General features: G+C 42.1%; 14 protein-coding genes. 6 read left to right on the top strand and 8 right to left on the bottom strand.

Features of this window, described 5'->3' with window-relative positions:
• Window positions 1-103: 103 nt before the first annotated feature.
• Together QK890_RS10250 and QK890_RS10245 are read right to left on the bottom strand one after the other, a co-directional pair.
• The gene (locus QK890_RS10250) at window positions 104-826 is read right to left on the bottom strand and encodes a DUF4396 domain-containing protein (RefSeq protein WP_005808413.1); all 723 of its coding nucleotides are present in this window, start codon (window positions 824-826) and stop codon (window positions 104-106) included.
• Window positions 827-915: 89 nt separating this feature from the next.
• Entirely contained in the window at window positions 916-3,066 is a 2,151-nt protein-coding gene (locus QK890_RS10245; protein WP_005781365.1) for a DNA topoisomerase 3, read from the bottom strand.
• 124 nt (window positions 3,067-3,190) lie between these two features.
• Here QK890_RS10245 and QK890_RS10240 point away from each other — a divergent pair, with 124 nt between their 5' ends.
• A complete protein-coding gene (locus QK890_RS10240) occupies window positions 3,191-4,582 on the top strand; it encodes an alpha-L-fucosidase (protein ID WP_367627322.1) in 1,392 nt (463 codons plus the stop codon).
• Window positions 4,583-4,711: 129 nt separating this feature from the next.
• Here QK890_RS10240 and scpA read toward each other — a convergent pair whose 3' ends face one another.
• Together scpA and mutA are read right to left on the bottom strand one after the other, a co-directional pair.
• Window positions 4,712-6,859: a methylmalonyl-CoA mutase gene (gene scpA / locus QK890_RS10235; RefSeq protein ID WP_005781369.1), complete on the bottom strand. Its 2,148-nt coding sequence runs from the start codon at window positions 6,857-6,859 to the stop codon at window positions 4,712-4,714.
• A 1-nt stretch (window position 6,860) separates the two neighbouring features.
• Complete coding sequence (gene mutA, locus QK890_RS10230) at window positions 6,861-8,759, bottom strand: methylmalonyl-CoA mutase small subunit (RefSeq protein ID WP_005808421.1); 1,899 nt, start codon at window positions 8,757-8,759, stop codon at window positions 6,861-6,863.
• 926 nt (window positions 8,760-9,685) lie between these two features.
• On the opposite strand from mutA, the gene QK890_RS10225 reads away from it, so the two are divergent.
• Window positions 9,686-11,350, top strand: coding sequence for a putative transporter (locus QK890_RS10225; RefSeq protein WP_032536999.1), 1,665 nt, complete (start codon window positions 9,686-9,688; stop codon window positions 11,348-11,350).
• Between the two features lie 87 nt (window positions 11,351-11,437).
• Here QK890_RS10225 and QK890_RS10220 read toward each other — a convergent pair whose 3' ends face one another.
• Window positions 11,438-12,067: an AAA family ATPase gene (locus tag QK890_RS10220; protein WP_005781380.1), complete on the bottom strand. Its 630-nt coding sequence runs from the start codon at window positions 12,065-12,067 to the stop codon at window positions 11,438-11,440.
• Between the two features lie 162 nt (window positions 12,068-12,229).
• Here QK890_RS10220 and QK890_RS10215 point away from each other — a divergent pair, with 162 nt between their 5' ends.
• The 4 genes from QK890_RS10215 to QK890_RS10200 all read left to right on the top strand — a co-directional run bounded on the left by QK890_RS10215 (window position 12,230) and on the right by QK890_RS10200 (window position 16,465).
• Complete coding sequence (locus tag QK890_RS10215; protein WP_044300627.1) at window positions 12,230-13,582, top strand: MATE family efflux transporter; 1,353 nt, start codon at window positions 12,230-12,232, stop codon at window positions 13,580-13,582.
• Between the two features lie 41 nt (window positions 13,583-13,623).
• Window positions 13,624-14,193: a Crp/Fnr family transcriptional regulator gene (locus tag QK890_RS10210; RefSeq protein WP_005781385.1), complete on the top strand. Its 570-nt coding sequence runs from the start codon at window positions 13,624-13,626 to the stop codon at window positions 14,191-14,193.
• Window positions 14,194-14,845: 652 nt separating this feature from the next.
• The gene (locus tag QK890_RS10205) at window positions 14,846-15,199 is read left to right on the top strand and encodes a hypothetical protein (RefSeq protein ID WP_044300621.1); all 354 of its coding nucleotides are present in this window, start codon (window positions 14,846-14,848) and stop codon (window positions 15,197-15,199) included.
• Between the two features lie 312 nt (window positions 15,200-15,511).
• Window positions 15,512-16,465: an Eco57I restriction-modification methylase domain-containing protein gene (locus tag QK890_RS10200; RefSeq protein WP_220577120.1), complete on the top strand. Its 954-nt coding sequence runs from the start codon at window positions 15,512-15,514 to the stop codon at window positions 16,463-16,465.
• A gap of 119 nt (window positions 16,466-16,584) precedes the next feature.
• Here QK890_RS10200 and QK890_RS10195 read toward each other — a convergent pair whose 3' ends face one another.
• Genes QK890_RS10195 through QK890_RS10185 form a run of 3 tightly spaced genes read right to left on the bottom strand, consistent with a single transcriptional unit; the run spans window position 16,585 to window position 19,352 of the window.
• A complete protein-coding gene (locus QK890_RS10195) occupies window positions 16,585-17,064 on the bottom strand; it encodes a hypothetical protein (RefSeq protein ID WP_250707363.1) in 480 nt (159 codons plus the stop codon).
• Complete coding sequence (locus tag QK890_RS10190) at window positions 17,045-18,268, bottom strand: nucleotidyltransferase (protein ID WP_220577119.1); 1,224 nt, start codon at window positions 18,266-18,268, stop codon at window positions 17,045-17,047. The genes QK890_RS10195 and QK890_RS10190 overlap by 20 nt, the downstream gene beginning before the upstream one ends.
• A gap of 1 nt (window position 18,269) precedes the next feature.
• A complete protein-coding gene (locus QK890_RS10185) occupies window positions 18,270-19,352 on the bottom strand; it encodes an SAVED domain-containing protein (RefSeq protein WP_220577118.1) in 1,083 nt (360 codons plus the stop codon).
• Window positions 19,353-19,354 lie beyond the last annotated feature (2 nt).

Genomic DNA, 19,354 nt, shown 5'->3' with positions numbered 1-19,354 from the left:
TATCGGTCCATAATAGTATAATTTAAGGAGGTGTGTATCTGCAAATATATAGATATTTTCTAAGAATCAATGCTCTTTGGGCTATTTTTCCTGAATCAGAAAATTACATTCCTTTTTTGATACCCGCTTTGATTAACAATGCGTTCACCGGATAGGATAAGATAAAACCAAAAAGCATGGCAATCTGCATCATAAACCAAAATGTCCAGGATGTTTTCTCAAGAGGTGCATCTGTAAAAAGTACAAAAGTAACAACAGCCATCCAACCATACATACCCACCTGCCAGGCTAACAATGAAAAGAAATCGGCCTTAAAGGCACGCGAAACAGCTTTACTAAAAGAGATTTTCTCCATTTCACGGATTGCGGCAAATTGAAAGAAAACGCCTATAACCAATGCTAAAACAAAATCAAGTACCCAGCTGCCTGCTATCAAGCTCCCCCCTATCCGTAGAGGTACCCAGTAAGTAAACCATTCTCCAATAAGATCTGCCAGCGTGCAACCCGCCCCGCAATGAAAAGCAGACAAAGTGATGGACTGCCATTTGGGACGCATATCAGGCATGTCCATCTCCATCGGCATTTTCATATCCATCTTCATACTTTCTACGGGAGCCACTTCTACCATGCTATCTTTCCGGATACCAAAAGTATAATAGGCAAACAACGCAAAATAATGTCCCCACAGCCCGGTAAGCACCCAGACTATATTCATTATCTTCATGGATTGTTTGTGAAATATTACATTAATTGCCAGAATAAGGGCTATGATAAGACCGGCACATACGAAAAAGCAAGATACTGCATTGAAGAACATTGTATTCATAAGGCTCATTATTAATTGATAAGTGGTATTAATAACGAGCCTTTTGCAAAATAGTTCAGTTAAAATTATGTATTAACAAAACAACAAGACTACTCGAAGGCTTTCCGATAAGTGCATCCATTTCTCCATTCGGAACAACCATAAGCAGTTTTACCTTTAATAATCGTTCCTTTTCCGCAAAGCGGACAAAGTTGTCCCACCAAAGAGTCTGCCCCTGTCAGCACATCCGGTTGAGCCGATCCGGTGGCAGGAGACGCATTCTCAGTTGCAGAAATGACTTTCATCTTTTTCTCTTTCGGAGTAGTGGGTTTACGTTCTCGTTTCTTCGGTTCTTTCTTCTTCTTTTCTTCTTCCGCCGTTGCCGCTTCCTGAATAGTGATACGGCGGTTCGTATTATCAGACAGAACACTGTTGACTATTTCGGCTACCATCAACTTTAACTCTTCAAGAAACTGCCGTGCATCATAAGTCTTCTTCTCTATCTCACGTAACTTTTTCTCCCAAATACCCGTCAACTCAGCTGATTTCAACAACTCTTCATGAATCAACTGGATCAATTCCACTCCTGTAGGGGTAGCTATCAGGTTCTTTTTCTCCTTACGGATATAATTACGCTTAAAAAGGGTCTCGATAATAGCTGCACGGGTAGACGGCCGACCAATACCATTTTCTTTTAACGCATCTCGAAGTTCATCGTTGTCAACCAATTTACCGGCAGTTTCCATCGCACGAAGCAGAGTGGCTTCGGTATAAGGTTTAGGTGGCTGAGTCCATTTCTCATTCAAGTCGGGTAGATGCGGGCCACTTTCTCCTTTCACGAAAACAGGAAGTACATTCTCCTCTTCACCTTCTTTTTCTTCATTCGGATCTTTCACATCTTTGGAAAAGACCACACGCCATCCCGGTTCCAGAATCTGCTTGCCAGTCACCTTGAATTCAATGCCATCTACCTCCCCCATTACAGTCGTGGTAGAGACTTTACAATCAGGATAAAAAACGGCTATAAACCGACGGGCTATCAAATCGAAAACCTTACGTTCCATATCCGTCAGATTTTGCGGATGAACCCCTGTGGGAATAATGGCATGGTGATCGGTTACTTTCGAACTATCAAAAACTTTTTTTGACTTAGGCAATGAAGTTCCGGACAACGGTGCAGTCAGTACTTCGTAATCTTTCAGCCCTTTTAAGATATTCGGACATTTGGGATAAATATCATCACTGAGGAAAGTAGTATCTACACGCGGATAAGTAGTCACTTTCTTTTCATAAAGCGACTGAATCAGTTTCAAGGTCTCGTCAGCAGAATAGGCAAATTTCTTATTGCACTCCACCTGAAGAGAGGTCAAGTCGAACAGACGGGGAGCATACTCTTTCCCATCTTTCTTAACCACAGAAGTTACCACGAAAGGCAGGTTTTTAATACGTTCTACCAATGCCATCCCCTCGTCACGGTTAGCTATCGGGTCAATGCCCCGGTTCTCTGTTCTCTTAGTCTTGCCACCGGCTTTTTCTTCTTCAGCAGCCAACTCTTCATCACTCTTACGAATAAGGGCAGAAAAAGTCGTATCACGGTACATTGTTTTCAGTTCCCAATATTGTTTTGGCTGAAAATTTTCAATATCAAGCTGCCGATTGACAATAAGGGCAAGAGTAGGTGTCTGAACACGTCCGATAGAAAGCACTTGTCGGTTCTGTCCATATTTTACGGTATAAAGCCGCGTAGCATTCATCCCAAGCAGCCAGTCGCCAATGGCTCTGGACATACCTGCCTCGTAAAGCGGTTGAAAATCATCCTGATCTTTTAACTTTGCAAAACCCTCTTTTATAGCCTCTTCGGTCAGCGAAGAAATCCACAAACGTTTTACCGGACACCGCGCTCCGGCTTTCTGCATCACCCACCGCTGAATCAGCTCTCCTTCTTGGCCGGCATCACCACAATTGATAATCTCATCGGCCTGTTGCATCAACCTTTCAATAATACGGAATTGCTTTTCGTAAGTAGGGTTCTCTATCAGTTTGATGCCAAAACGAGGAGGAATCATAGGCAGACTGCCCAAACTCCATGATTTCCATCCGGGAGTATATTCATGGGGTTCTTTCAGGGTACAAAGATGGCCGAACGTCCAGGTTACCTGGTATCCGTTCCCCTCAATATACCCCTCTTTCCGTTCGCGGGCTCCTAATATATCAGCAATATCACGTGCCACAGAGGGCTTTTCGGCAATGCAAACTATCATTTGTTTTTTATTATAATGAGAATTGAGCAGACAAAGATACAAAAAAATAGAAAGGGGGAAGTAGTAATCCATCGCCATTTATTTTGTAGCTTTGCTCTGTACAATCTTTAAAATTTAAAAAGACATGAAAAGCTACAAATTATTATTTGCACTTACCTTACTCTTTGTATTTGCTTTCAATGCGAAAGCACAATATGTCCATGAACGCTCTGACCAATATACACCTCCCGAAGATTCTCTGGTGGTCAGGAAACTCCATCACTGGCAGGACCAGAAGTTCGGAATGCTGATTCACTGGGGATTATATTCCGTTGCCGGAATTGTAGAATCATGGTCCATCTGTTCGGAAGAAGCGGATTGGATACCGCGTGATAGTACCATTGCCTATGAAGATTATAAAAAATGGTACTGGGGATTGAAAGATTCATTCAATCCTACCCGTTTCAACCCGGAACAGTGGGCACAGGCTGCCAAAGCGGCAGGTATGCGTTATGCCATCTTCACCACCAAACATCACGATGGATTCAATATGTTCAACACGGCTTACTCCGATTTTTCAATTTCAAAGGGTCCTTTCAAAACAAATCCCCGGGCAGATGTAGCCAAATATGTGTTTGAAGCTTTTCGCAACAACGACTTAATGGTAGGAGCCTATTTTTCTAAACCGGACTGGCACTCGGAATATTATTGGTGGCCCCGCTACGCTACTCCCCGCCGTACACAGAATTACAATATAGAAAAGAACCCCTGGCGCTGGAATCAATTCAAAGAGTTCACTTACAACCAAATCAGCGAGTTGATGCACAACTACGGTTCTATCGACATTTTATGGTTAGACGGAGGATGGGTAAATAACCCCGGAACCAAATCGGTATTGGACATGGACCGTATATCGCAAATGGCACGAAAAGCACAACCGGGTATTTTATTCGTAGACCGCACCATCCATGGTAAATACGAAAATTATCAGACCCCGGAACAACAAATCCCGGACAAACAACTTCCCTACCCATGGGAGACTTGCATGACACTGGGAGTAGACTGGGGATACACTCCACATGCGGTATTCAAATCACCCACTACAGTGATAGCAAAGTTAATGGAAATCGTAGCTAAAGGCGGAAGTTTACTACTCGGTATCGGCCCTACCCCTGAAGGAATATTACAAGAAGAAATTGTCAGCCGGTTGGACACTATAGGAGAATGGATGACGAAAAACGGCCCGGCTATCTACAATACCGTTACGACTCCTGACTATCATAGTGAAGGCATCTGGTTTACCATGAACAAAAACAAAAAAACAATGTATGCATTATACAGTGATCCGAAAGCCCGGACTCTTCCTAACTACATAGAATGGGAAAATAATATTCCTGCTAAAGGAAGTGCTGTTTACTGCCTTCAAAACGGTAAAAAAGTAAGATGGGAAATAAAGAACAATCGGGTACGTGTCTATTTACCTCAGAATCTGAAAACAGAGGTGAACGCGCTTGCATTCTCCTTCACCCCCCAATAATAGTCATGCAACCATTTATTCCATAAATAATACGTAGATGATATTGACCGGGATAGAACTAAAATCATAAAGAGGCGGAGTATTGCAATACTCCGCCTCTTCGTTTATCATTTCTCAAAGACTGTTTTTTTATTCTTCATCCATCAGAATTTCCAGAATCTGACAAGCAGCCTTAGCCACCGGAGTACCCGGACCAAAGATCGCAGCTACACCGGCCTTATACAAGAAGTCATAATCCTGGGCAGGAATTACACCACCGGCTATTACTACGATATCTTCACGTCCCAACTTCTTCAATTCTTCAATAATCTGCGGAACCAATGTCTTGTGCCCTGCAGCCAACGAAGAAACTCCGACTACGTGAACATCATTCTCTACCGCTTCACGAGCTGCTTCCGCAGGAGTCTGGAACAACGGTCCCATATCCACGTCGAAACCACAGTCGGCATAACCGGTAGCTACTACCTTGGCACCACGATCGTGACCGTCCTGGCCCATCTTTGCAACCATAATACGAGGTTGACGTCCCTCTTTCTTTGCAAACTTCTCAGTGAGTTCGCAAGCACGCTTAAAGTCAGCGTCGCCTTTGCTTTCTGATGAATACACGCCTGATATAGTTCTAATTATTGCTTTATAACGTCCTACTACTTGTTCGCAAGCATACGAGATTTCACCCAATGTTGCACGAACATGAGCAGCTTCTACAGCTAACTCAAGTAAATTGCCCTTACCGGTTTTGACACATTCGGTAATGGCAGCCAATGCTTTGTCCACCTCAGCTTGGTTACGGCCTTCTTTCAAACGCTTCAGGTTCTCGATCTGCTCTTTACGAACAGCGGTATTGTCAACTTCAAGAATATCAATCGGGTCTTCTTTCTCAAGACGATACTTATTTACACCGACGATAGTCTGTGAACCACTGTCGATACGAGCTTGTGCCCGGGCAGCAGCCTCTTCAATACGCATCTTCGGAATACCGGTTTCGATAGCTTTCGCCATACCGCCCAACTTCTCAATTTCCTGAATATGTTCCCAAGCACTGTGAGCCAGTTCATTAGTTAATGACTCTACATAGTAAGAACCACCCCACGGATCTACGTTCTTGCAAATATAAGTTTCTTCCTGAATATAAATCTGAGTATTACGGGCAATACGGGCAGAAAAGTCTGTCGGCAAAGCAATAGCTTCATCAAGCGCATTGGTGTGCAACGACTGAGTATGTCCCAGCGCAGCAGCCATAGCCTCGATACAAGTACGTCCTACATTGTTAAACGGATCTTGCTCAGTCAATGACCAACCGGAAGTCTGCGAGTGAGTACGCAATGCAAGCGACTTCGGATTCTTCGGATTAAACTGTTTCACAATCTTTGCCCATAACATACGTGCAGCACGCATTTTGGCAATTTCCATAAAATGGTTTGTTCCGATAGCCCAGAAGAAAGAGAGGCGCGGAGCAAAAGCATCGATATCGATACCTGCAGCAACACCGGCACGAAGATACTCCAGACCATCAGCCAACGTATAAGCCAACTCAATATCAGCTGTGGCACCTGCTTCCTGCATGTGATAACCAGAAATGGAGATAGAGTTGAACTTCGGCATCTTCTGTGAAGTATATTCAAAAATATCAGAGATGATCTTCATAGAGAATGCAGGCGGATAAATATAGGTATTACGCACCATAAATTCTTTCAGAATATCATTCTGGATCGTTCCGGCCATCTCTTCAAGTTTGGCTCCCTGTTCTAATCCGGCATTGATATAAAATGCCATAATCGGAAGTACGGCACCATTCATTGTCATAGATACAGACATCTTGTTCAAAGGAATGCCATCAAACAAGACCTTCATATTTTCAAGCGAACAGATAGACACGCCGGCCTTACCAACGTCACCTACCACACGTTCATGGTCAGGGTCATAACCGCGGTGTGTAGCCAAGTCAAAAGCAACCGACAGGCCTTTCTGTCCGGAAGCTAAGTTACGACGATAGAAAGCATTCGACTCTTCAGCTGTAGAGAACCCTGCATACTGGCGGATAGTCCATGGACGAAGGGTATACATCACCGAATACGGACCACGCAAATAAGGAGGAAGACCGGCAGCATAGTCCAGATGTTCCATTCCTTCAAGGTCTTCTTTTGTGTAAACAGGCTTTACGCAGATGTGTTCCGGAGTCTTCCAGTTGGCCTCGATTCCGTTAGCCTTTTGCCATTCTGCACCATTAGCGGGCTGGAATGCTGCGTAGATATCTAAGTTTTTAAAATCTTTTCTCATCTTACTTCAATAATTTAGCGTTGAACTCTTTAAGTGTCTCCAGTACATTTACACGTACATGGATGAAGTTCTCAATACCGGCTGCTTTCAGTTCTTCGGCGCATTCCGGATTTCCGGCAACGATGAACATGGCGCGGCCATTCAAAGCCTGGAAAGCCGGAACAGCATATTGTGCATACTCTTCATCGCTTGAACAGAGCACCACAATATCGGCTTTTGCAGCCATCGCAGCTTCTACGCCTGCTTCAACCGTTTCAAAACCAAGATTATCAACCACCTCATATCCGGCACAAGCCAGGAAATTACAAGAGTATTGTGCGCGTGCCTGCCGCATAGCCAGATTACCGATCGTCAGCATAAATGCTTTCGGACGTTTCCCACTGGCTTCGGTTTCAAGACGCAACGCCTCAAATTGACTTGCCGCACGATCGAAGTTCAATGTAGTAACATCTTTTTCACAAGTATCGTGTCCACCACAACAGCATGTGGCTTCTACCGGCTTCTTATCACCCGCTTTTTCATTGAAATTTGGGAACTGGTTAGTACCCAGCAGAATCTCGCGACGCTGAGCCACAGCTTTATGGCGTGCTTTATTGCTTTCATTCACAGCAGCCTGAACAGTACCGGCTTTCAATGCTGCATAGAAGCCTCCTTCTTCTTCAATGGCAAGGAAGATTTCCCATGCCTGCTTAGCAATAGAGACTGTCAGATTTTCAATGTAGTAAGAACCGGCAGCCGGGTCAATTACTTTATCAAAATGTGATTCTTCTTTCAATAGCAGTTGCTGGTTACGGGCCAAACGTTCGGAAAACTCATCCGGAGTTTCATAGGTCTTGTCAAAAGGAACCACCGTCATTGAATCTACGCCACCCAGAGCAGCTGACATTGCCTCAGTTTGTGTACGAAGCAAGTTTACATGAGCATCAAACAGAGTCAGATTAAAAGTAGATGTTTCAGCATGTACCTTCATTTTAGCAGCGCAACGGCATTCTCCGTTAGGTCCTTTATTTTCGCAATCACGCAGACATTCCGGGTTGTAAGAAGCCACTATGTTAGCCCATAACATACGGGCAGCACGGAACTTTGCAATTTCAAGGAAGTAATTAGAACTGATACCGAAATTAAACTTAATCTTTTTGGCTACGATGGCAGCAGGAAGTTCAGCTTCGGTCAACTGACTCATATATTCATTACCCCATGCCAATGCGTATCCCAATTCCTGAGAAATATAAGCACCTGCATTGTTCAGTGTCAGGGCATTCACATTCAGTACACGGTATTTAGGCAATTGGGCAGTAGCTTCGATCAGCGCTTTGGCTGTTTGTACCATATCCCCTTTCTCTTTGCCTTTTGTCAGCATTTTATTGAAGAAATCGTAATTGATAGAGCCTTGCAGCTTTGTCAAATCATAGTCTTTCTTTTGAAAATAAGCTACCAGCAAATCAGCCAGTTCTACCACGTGCCCCTGACAAGTAGAAAAATTCAACTCAACACATTCTGCACAAATATCGTTCAACAAAGTCTCAATGTATTCCGCATTGAGTTCTTTAGCCTTCACATGGAAAGAAAGAGAATCGATACCTTTATTCAGAATATCCAGAGCCTTGGCGTTGGCTTCCTTCGGACATTCCACCTTAATCTCCTGGCGAACCAACCACTCATTACTGTTCTTCTTTGTACCTCTTAAATAAGGAAATTCTCCGGGAAGCGCATCGGTTGTTTTCAGTCCTTCCAGGTCTTCCATCCGGTAGAAAGGTTTTACCTTGAATCCTTCGTTTGTCTTCCAAACGAGTTTCTTCTCAAAATCAGCTCCTTTCAGGTCGGCTGTGACCTTCTCCATCCACTTCTCGGTGGAAACAGGAGAAAAATCTGAGAAGAGTTTTTCTTTACTGTCTGCCATAGTTTATTTATTTAAAATTAAAATAAGATTGTTATCTCAATTTATTTCTCTGAATCCTTTATCAAAATGTAAGATTGCGACTTGCAAATATACTGAAATAGTCTAAACCCTACGCTTTTTTTAGGGAAAATTCGCACTACCCACCGCCTCCGTACCACGGCTCTTTCATTTAACCTGCCTTGCTCTCATACAAAAAACGCATTTCGATCTTCCATCTTCCATCTTTCAGAACACATATTACTGATTGTGAGATGTATAACTTGGTGGAAGATGCGATTTTTATGCCATTTATCTTCCACCCCTATCTTCCATCTTCCACCCATTGTTTTAGGGGATATTTCAGTGATAACGAACTGTAAATCAAATGGATACATCCAATTTCTTATCCGTTTATCTCTCTAAAAGCATTTCATTTTCCTTACTATCTTTAGTACAAATGGCCGGATCTTTATCTCAGCCCGGGCATGCGGGCTCATCAGCCCGGGTGTGCGGGCCCATCGGCCCGGGTATGCGGGCTCACCGGCCCGGGTATGCAGGATGGACTAAAGAGTTTTATGACAATGGTTAATCTACTACACTTCTCCGGTAATAGCCGCCCGAATTCTTTCTTAAAAAAGAAATAACGAGAGGCTGTCAAAACTCACCACAGAGGACACAGAGTGACACAGAGGCGATTTTAAGTTGTTGATTATTAACAAAAAGACTCTGTGCTACTCCGTGGTGAAAAAAGTTTCGACACAGCCTCGTGTGCGAATGGAAGGCTTTTTTTTGAGGGGGGAGGAAAGACAAGGGAGGAAGACGGTTGTAAAATGAAAGAGCCGTCCCCCCGCGCTTCCCTTAAAATAAAAGGCAGGCAAATATTTGATTACCTCCGAGGTTATAGCTAATTTTGCACCCGTTTACAAAAAATTATAAACTACTATATTATGGATTGGTTACAAGATTTATTATGGAACCCCAACTCCGTAGCCCACATTGTTTTCCTCTACGCCTTCGTAGTGGCAGCAGGTGTCTATTTGGGAAAAATCAAAATCTTCGGAGTTTCGTTAGGGGTTACTTTTGTTTTGTTTGCCGGCATCCTGATGGGACATTTTGGCTTCACAGGCGATACCCATATCCTACATTTCATCCGTGAATTCGGATTGATATTGTTCGTATTCTGTATCGGTCTCCAAGTGGGGCCTTCTTTCTTTTCTTCATTCAAGAAAGGCGGAATGACCCTGAACATGCTGGCCGTAGGAATTGTGGTCTTAAACATCGCCGTAGCAATGGCACTTTATTTCATTCTGGGAGGCAGAATCGAGCTCCCTATGATGGTGGGTATCCTATACGGCGCAGTCACAAACACCCCGGGGCTCGGTGCCGCACAAGAAGCACTGAATCAATTGAGCTACTCCGGGCCACAGATCGCATTAGGCTATGCCTGTGCTTATCCGTTAGGAGTAGTGGGTATTATAGGCTCCATCATTGCTGTCCGCTACATCTTCCGTATCAATTTCGCCAAAGAAGAAGAAAACTGGAATCAAGAAACTGACGGTACACACCACAAACCACACCTGATGAGCCTGGAAGTGCATAATGAAGCCATCTACGGAAAAACTCTGGGCACAATCAGCAGCTTCCTCGGACGTCCGTTTGTTTGTTCACGTATCCGTAAAGACGGACACGTCAGCATTCCGAATCACAGTACTATTCTGGAACAGAACGACCAATTATTTGTGGTCTGTTCAGAAGAAGACTCAGATGCTATTGTAGCCTTTATCGGACGTGAAGTGCAAGTAGACTGGGAAAAGCAAGATATGCCGATGGTATCCCGTCGTATTTTGGTAACCAAACCGGAAATTAATGGAAAGAAACTTGGTATGTTGAACTTCCGCAGCATGTACAATGTCAACATCACGCGTGTGAACCGTTCGGGTGTCGATCTTTTTGCCAACCCGAATCTGGTACTTCAGGTAGGTGACCGTGTCATGGTGGTAGGCTCCGAAGATGCTGTAGAACGAGTAGCGAGTGTACTGGGTAATTCACTGAAGCGCCTTAACGAACCGAACATTGTCACATTGTTCGTAGGTATTTTCCTGGGTATCCTTTGCGGCAGCCTTCCCATTGCATTCCCGGGCATGCCGACTCCGGTAAAACTCGGTCTTGCCGGCGGACCATTGGTGGTGGCTATCCTGATAGGACGTTTCGGACACAAATTACATCTGGTAACCTACACAACTCAAAGTGCCAACCTGATGATACGTGAAATCGGCATTGTTCTTTTCCTTGCCAGTGTGGGCATCGAAGCCGGAGCTAATTTTGTGGATACTGTGATCCATGGAGACGGTCTGCTTTATGTAGGTTGTGGTTTCCTGATTACGATTATCCCTTTGCTGATTATCGGAATTATAGCACGATCATACTATAAAATTAATTATTTCATGCTGATGGGATTGATTGCGGGTAGTAATACAGACCCTCCCGCATTGGCATATTCCAACCAGGCAACCGGTAGCGATGCTCCGGCAGTAGGCTATTCTACAGTATATCCACTGTCTATGTTCCTCCGTATCCTTGCGGGACAAATGATTTTGTTGTTAATGATGTAACAAATCAAAAATAGCAATGGCCAATTACTGTGTTTTCATTTACACCGTAATTGGCCATTAACATATTATAGCATGCCCGATTCTGATTTATAAATTTAGTTTTTTAACTATAAACTCTTCTATAAACCTTACCGTTTCATCGATTCCCAATACCGAAGAGTCAATGCAAAGATGATAGGTTGCAGCCGCTCCCCAAGTTTTATAACTGTAATAATTATAATATTCGGAGCGTTTCTTATCTGCCTTATTCATTTTTTCCTCAGCAGCTTCCTCAGAAATGCCATGAATACGGCACAAACGCGCCACGCGGTCTTCGTGCGAAGCAGAAATGAAAATATTGGCGCAACGGGGATGTTCGCGCAAAATGTAATCGGCACAGCGCCCCACGAATACACAAGATTTCTCTGCTGCAAGATGCCGGATGACATCACTCTGAATTTTAAAGAGAGCATCATTACTCAGACAATTGGTACAGGGCATGGCACCATCACTGATAAAAGGAAAACGCATCCCAAACAATCCACCTATAATACCTTGGGAAGCTTTTTCATCCGCTTTCTCAAAAAATTCCCGACAAAGTCCACTCTCCTCTGAAGCCAGATTAATCAGCTCTTTATCATAAAAATCAATGCCTAACCTGGCTGCCAGTTTTTCCCCGATCTCTTTTCCGCCACTGCCCAATTGACGGCCGATATTGATGACATAATTACCGTTCATAGTACATTTGTATATTGGTTCAATAGCAAACATACACATTATTTCCGAAAGAAGGAAATAAATAATGTACCAATATCCGGCACATCGCATTTCTTATCAATTGGTAACTTTTCTTCTTTTCCATAGACGTATCTTTGCATCCGCTAAAAAAACATAGATTTTATGAAAGACAGTATTGATTTCGGAAACATGGAAATCCCGAGACTGTTCAGGAAGTTGTTGATCCCAACAGTACTCGGAATGGTTTTTTCCGCCATTTTTGTAATTACCGATGGTATCTTTGTCGGTAAAGGAATTGGTAGCGATGCTTTGGCGGCAGTCAATATCACGGCCCCGCTATTTATGATCACCACCGGCATCGGATTGATGTTCGGAGTGGGTGCATCTGTCGTGGCGTCCATCCATTTATCACAAGGCAAACGAAAAGTGGCAAGTATCAATATCACACAGGCACTTGCCTTTTCATCCCTCCTGATCCTGATATTATCAGCACTTTGCTGCTACTTTGCAGAACCGATAGGACGATTACTCGGCAGTTCGGAACGATTGCTGCCGTTGGTAGTGGAATACATGAACTGGTATGTTCCTTTTCTCGTTTTCTATCTGCTTTTGAGTGCCGGCATGTTTTATATCCGTCTGGACGGATCGCCCAACTATGCTATGATGTGCAATGCCGTGTCAGCCATTATCAATATCGTACTCGATTATATTTTCATCTTCCAATTAGGTTGGGGGATGATGGGAGCTGCCTTTGCCACCAGTTTGGGAACTATGGTCGGCGGATTGATGACTCTTATTTATCTACTCCGTTTTTCCCGCAACGTGGGCATTTATCGTATCAAACTTAGCCGGAAAAGTATGCAGCTTACCTTCCGCAATATCGGCTATATGGTGAGGCTCGGCTCTTCGGCATTCATCAGCGAAGCATCTATAGCCAGTATGATGTTTTTGGGGAATTACGTATTTATCAGCCATTTGGGAGAAAGTGGTGTAGCAGCATTCAGTATCGTGTGTTACTTCTTTCCTATTATCTTTATGGTATACAACGCCATCGCCCAATCGGCACAGCCCATCATCAGTTACAATTTCGGGCAACAGAATCCGGGCAGAGTGGCACGTACCATCCGACTGGCATTGAAAACAGCTTTGGGATGTGGTATTTTATTCTTTACTGCAACTCTTGTATTCAATCACGAAATAGTAGGACTATTCATCGACAAAAGTTACAAAGCATATGACATTGCAGTAGATGGAATTCCGTATTTTGCAGTCGGTTATCTGTTCTTTGCACTCAACATAGTTGGTATCGGTTATTATCAAAGTATTGAACGTGCCCGGCGAGCCACTGTCATCACCCTTTTCCGGGGAACATTGTTTATGTTGACAGGCTTCCTGCTCCTGCCTCCGATACTGGGAATAAAAGGTATTTGGCTTGCCGTCCCTCTTGCCGAACTGCTGACTTTGTTGCTGATTATTGGAATTTACCTGAAAGACTCTTTCGCCATTCGCCGATGATGCGTATCTTTGCATCGTTCAAACAGATGTAAAAGAGCCTTATGGAAACATTTATTGAAAAATTCAGGAATAGCTATCGTCTTTCGGAAACCGATACGCAGACTCTTCTCAATTATATGGAGGAGGTGCGTTTCAAAAAGAAAGAAGTCATTGTTCATGAAGGTTCCAGAAACGGAAATTTATATCTGATAAAGCAAGGCATCTGGCGCGCTCATTATCTGAAAGACGGGGTTGATACCACCATCTGGTTTGCCGGGGAGGGTGAAGCCGCTTTTTCGGTATGGGGATACGTGGAAAATACAGCATCGCACATCACCATCGAGGTGATGTGCGACAGCATAGCCTATTGTATATCCGGACAAACATTGAACGGTCTTTATACCTCATCACTCGGTCTTGCCAATCTGGGACGCCGCCTGATGGAGCAACAATTACTCAGCACTGAAAATTGGTTGATCAGTGCCGGAAGTCCAAAAGCCAAAGAGCGTTACCTGACACTTATCAAAGAACATCCCGAACTGCTACAAAACGTACCTTTGAAACACATAGCTTCCTATCTGTGGATAACGCCACAGTCACTGAGCAGAATCCGAGGAGAAATAAAGATGTGATCGGCCTCCCCCCCAAAAATGTAATCGTCTTTTGAGAAAGAAATGTCAAACCTGATACAGGATCAACTCCTGTTTACAGAAAGTATATATGCAAGCCAGCCGGTGGGAATTGAAATATATGACGCAATGGCATTTCACTAATCTATTATAATATAGCAGGTTCTTTATTCGCACGAAGGTGGCCGGCTGCCTGTCCATGTCCTGATGAATGTTTAAAATGGGTCGGCATATATTTTTTCCTTGTTCTGCATTGAATTTACATAACGCAAGCGGGTAAACACAGATCCGCTCTCTTTTCGTTAAATCTCCCCATACTAACGGCGTTCAGTAAACAATCCTCCTGATAAAAGTGTTTCATTGAACATTTTTCGTCCGTTTGCTATGCTATTTCAGAAATAATCACCATCTTTGTGGTGAACTATTTGATATTTATAAGGCAGAAACAAAGGAAATAAATAACCTTTGTTTTTACACTAGCTGTAGGTGTATAATTTTATATACCTACAGTTTCTGGATAAAGACGGCTCTGCCCCCGTGTCTAACTTCGTAATGGGTTAGCATATTTCTTTCCTTGTTTCGGCATCGAATGTCAAATAGTTCAAACGGGTCAGCAGGGCCGTTCATTCTTCCCTGCCCGATATACGTTTGAGCTATGGGCAAACAATCTATTATCAAAATCTTGTATTTCCACCGGCGAAGAACCAACGCAAACGGTTGGTATCGGTTGGATTTTATTTTTCAGCGAGGTAAAAAGATTCTGCATTATACACTCTCTACCCGGGATTACGAATATGCAGAGTGTTTCTGTTCACCCTCCCATATCGAACGTGCAGACATGATTGTCTTTGTGGCCGAACTTTTTTTAGAAATTCACAAAGTGAAATATTCATGCTTGAAACGTACACCAAGCCAGGCGTATGCCACTTCCAAATATATATCCCGGATCAATCAAATGTGCAAAAAGAACCATTATCACAAAACGCCTGTCATTATAGACGGACTATAGTACTTTGATCTTTCATAATAAATTCTCTTTTATAATTGACTTTAAATCTAAATCCGACTCACCAAACCAGTTGACTCGCCGAACCGCTGCCACTCTACCCCCCGGAGGACAGCGGTTCTTTTTCTTTCATTTAACCAGTTCACATGAATCGTTTCTTTATTCTATTACATATTTAATTCATTAATTATCAACATTTAACCATTCATATAGGTGTCTTTATCCGGTCCCGTGTACGCGGGCTCATAACCCCAGGCACACGGGCCCATGGGCACGCCTGCCCGGGACCGGATGTAGATTGCACAAGCTAGTTCTGTGCCAGTTTATCAGTATTTTGTTTCTATAGCTAAAAAAGTTCAGCCCAATTTTATTTCAATGATTATGCCTGCTCGTTGGTATGCAGGCGGACGAGGTCTTGATGACTTTCGAGCTGATATGCTATCAGACAAAACTATTCGCAGTTTGCACGATTTTCCGAAAGCATCAGACCTTTTCAGCAACGTGGAAATCAAAGGTGGATTATGCTATTTCCTAATGGACTCAAAATATGATAACATAAAAACTGCACCTACCATAAGTTCTCATACAGAAACTAGTGTATATGCTTCTCAAAGAAGCCTTTCTCAGAATTCCTCTGATATTTTTATCCGAGATGGTAGAAGCATTTCAATCATCACCAAAGTAACGGAACTGAGTAGTGAATACATCCAATCATTTGTATCGCCTTTGAGACCATTCGGCTTGCGTGGTTATTTCGTGAGCGACTCCAATTTTCATGAGACATCTGACGGGCTAACAGCTCCTGTTGTCTGTATCGGCAAAGGTCTCAAAAAGGGTTATGTAGAACGCAATCTTGTTCCTCTACACACAAATTGGATTGACAGATTCAAGGTAATCATTCCTCGTGCGAATAATATAGGTACTGAGGCCAACGATGACAATCTTAATGCCTTTGTTGGAAATCCTAACGAAATTTGTACTGAATCTTACCTTTGCATATTCGCAGATTCTGATGTTTCGTATGACGAGTGCGTAAATATTTGCACATATCTCAAATCTCGCTTTGCGAGGTTCATGCACTGTCAGGCAAAATCAAGCCAAGATGCTACTGCCAAAACATTCCGTTTTGTCCCTATGCAAGACTTTTCGAATGAAAGTGATATTGATTGGTCACTTTCACCCGTTCAAATTGATGAACAACTGTATGCCAAATACAATTTAACAGACAAAGAAATATCATTTATTGAATCAATGATAAAACCGATGTAAACAATAAAAGGAAAGAGCCCGGTACAAATACCGAACTCTTTCTATTACGGAATAATGTTTAAGTTCTTCAACTTTTTGGGGGTACTTCAGTTTTGACACATCTTCAAATTATATACAGATTAGCGATTATTGCTTTGGGGACAATATCTTGATGCCGCATCTTCTTTAACTTTCGGATGAAATCCCTCTCCAAACCATTCCCCTGTCGCCAACCACAATTCATAGAATTGAAACCATTCTGATGCCCAAGGAATAATAGTTTTAGCTATCATCATATGTTCGTTCCATTCATGAGCTTTAGGAAAGAATAAACACAATTGTTGCTTTTCATCTGAATAGACATGAGGTAATTTCTTTTCACAAGAATGTTTCTCCAAATGCTCAGGAATAACCACATATATTTTAGGTGTATTTCCTACCTGATATTGTAATCTAATTCTGTAAGTTTTACTTAATGACGTTGGTTGTAAGTCAACTTCCCATTCAAGAGAATTTATAGTTTTACGAATAACTTTACCGTTTGGAAAGTAATGACGTAATTGTATAAGTTCTGCGGTTATCTGCGCTGCCGGATTTAGTTTACTTCTCTTTACTACCATAAAAACTATGTGCTGCCACTTTTAGTGTTCCTGTTAATCCTAGAGTGCCGGTAGCGGCAATCTTCATATTACCTTTTTTCCTTTTCTCTAAAAGATCTTTGGCATACTTTGCATAAGTCTTTGCTGACACTTTTTCATCAAACATATCATCCAGTATCCTCTTGATTGCTTCTAACCCCTTACCTGCAGCAAGTTCGAGTCTATCCATATCTTTACGAAGTTTTTCAATCCAGTTGTAAAAAGCCTCTTCTTTTTTAGTGCCAGGCCAACGGTCGGCGAAATTTTCTGTTGGGTTGACAGGGTTTTCGATCCATTTTACATATTCTCCTTTTTCATTTCTCTTAACTGTTATATTCTGCACCATATGATCTGCAATATGTCTTAATGCAGTAAAAAGGTCACGTTCCTGTTCATAAGTGCGAGCAGCTAACGTAGTTATGATAATAGAAATAGGCTTATCCTCATCACCTCCAAACATCTTATCTCTGTGTCGTTTTAATAGCTGTACAACTCTTTGTAATACATATCTATCCGCAGAATATCTAGGTACCGGATCTATTTTAGCCTCAGCAGAGAACTGCCTCTGTTGAATATAAGATTTCCTTGCCAATGAGAGAAACCACTGGGCATAGCCAAAAGGATTGCTAATCATCCACATATTCTTGTTTGTCTCTTTAGTATAGTCTTCTCTTGTATTATCTGTTATATGGATGGCTAAAGTTTCAGGATTCTTCTCCACCTCTGCTGAAAAATACTTTCTAACTACCTCGTAGTAATCCTCACATACTAAAGCGGGTAGAACATCTAAATGATACTTATTGTCACCATAGAGAAGCGTCCAACATCTTTTTCCTTCATCATCAAGCATTTTCTTATAACGTTCACTCTCTTTTAATCTGTCTCCTATGACATTCTTTAAATGGTATTGAGTCCAATTGTCCGGTATTCTCTCTAACTCACATACTAAATCAATATCCAAATCATCATTTTCACAAATAGGTCTTACGACAGTACCCAATAAGAATGAACCTTGTGGATGTATTGACGGTTTATATGCTAATAGGCTATCAGTTTCTGCAAGATAACTGCCGACCGCCTCATAACTCTTAGTTATTGTTTCAAACTCCGTTTGTGTCACATCCAGTTGTCGAGCAAGTTCTTCTAAGATCTCGCTAAATTGTTTCTTTTGATCTGCATCCAACATTTTATACATTTTTTATAGTGATTGTTTTACCTTCTTTCTTGTTTTGGTAATCATAGAGTACCAATGGTTTATGCGCCTTAGGCATCCATACCCTACCTAATTCTACGGCACATGCTATTGGCATGGCCATATGAACATTAATTTCAGGATAATTACTATACCTGCTTATTTCTGAAAGTAACTCTCTTACTACTTCCCTAAATTCAATTTGCTGTTCTCTGGAGCGCATCATGTCCATATTAGGGTTTGGCACTGTCACTTCCCAAATATTGGCATTGTCGTTATATAATTTATTAATCCTACCAATGATTGTATCACTTAAGGAAAATACTAATACAGGTTGTTTATCAATATTTGCATTTTCAGGTCTAAGAACAATGTATTTCTGCCCCAGTTCTTTAAGTCTGTTCCAGTTCTTGGGTTCACGATGTAATTGATAAACTTCTACGGAATACTTCTCATTCAACAGTGTACCTAACAATACAAGTAGAGGCATTGGAGCTAAAGCAAAGAGTGATATGTGCATAGTTTTACTTACTTGCATAGTTGGCACAAGTTTACTAAGAACTTGGTGTTTCAAATTTTCGGATTCAATCTCCCAATATTGGGGGACGAGTTCATTTCGTTCTGATTCTATTTGAATAGTAAATGGAGAACCTTCTGCTGGCTCATAATCATCAGGCAAAGCTTTACTGGCTAATTCGTAACTAAGTAAGGGAGTATCTGAAGCAATCTTTGCTCCATACATTACGACTATACTCTTCTGTAGCTTATGATTTTTAAGAGATTGGTATCTTATCCATATCAATATCAGTGTAATAAGAAAAAGAAAGCCCTCAATGATGCATGTCCAAAGGTCAAGATCATTGTCCACAAAGTTAAGTATAGCTTGACATTGGCCATTCTCTACATTAACACTTAAATTGACGAGCCAACTTAACAAGGGATTACCCACAGCAATTGTAACCATGCCAGTAATGCATAGCCTTATAAGTTTCAGTTCTGTCTGTTGAAGGTGGCGAAGAAATATTGGTCTACCAATCTCTTCCCATAGCCAATTCAATGCATTTCTTATTTGTTTCATTT

It is taken from the genome of Bacteroides sp. NGMCC 1.200775 (assembly GCF_040798045.1).
Lineage (GTDB): Bacteria > Bacteroidota > Bacteroidia > Bacteroidales > Bacteroidaceae > Bacteroides > Bacteroides hominis.
Note: the sequence above shows the minus strand (reverse complement) of the source record. Positions and strands in the feature narration are given on the sequence as shown.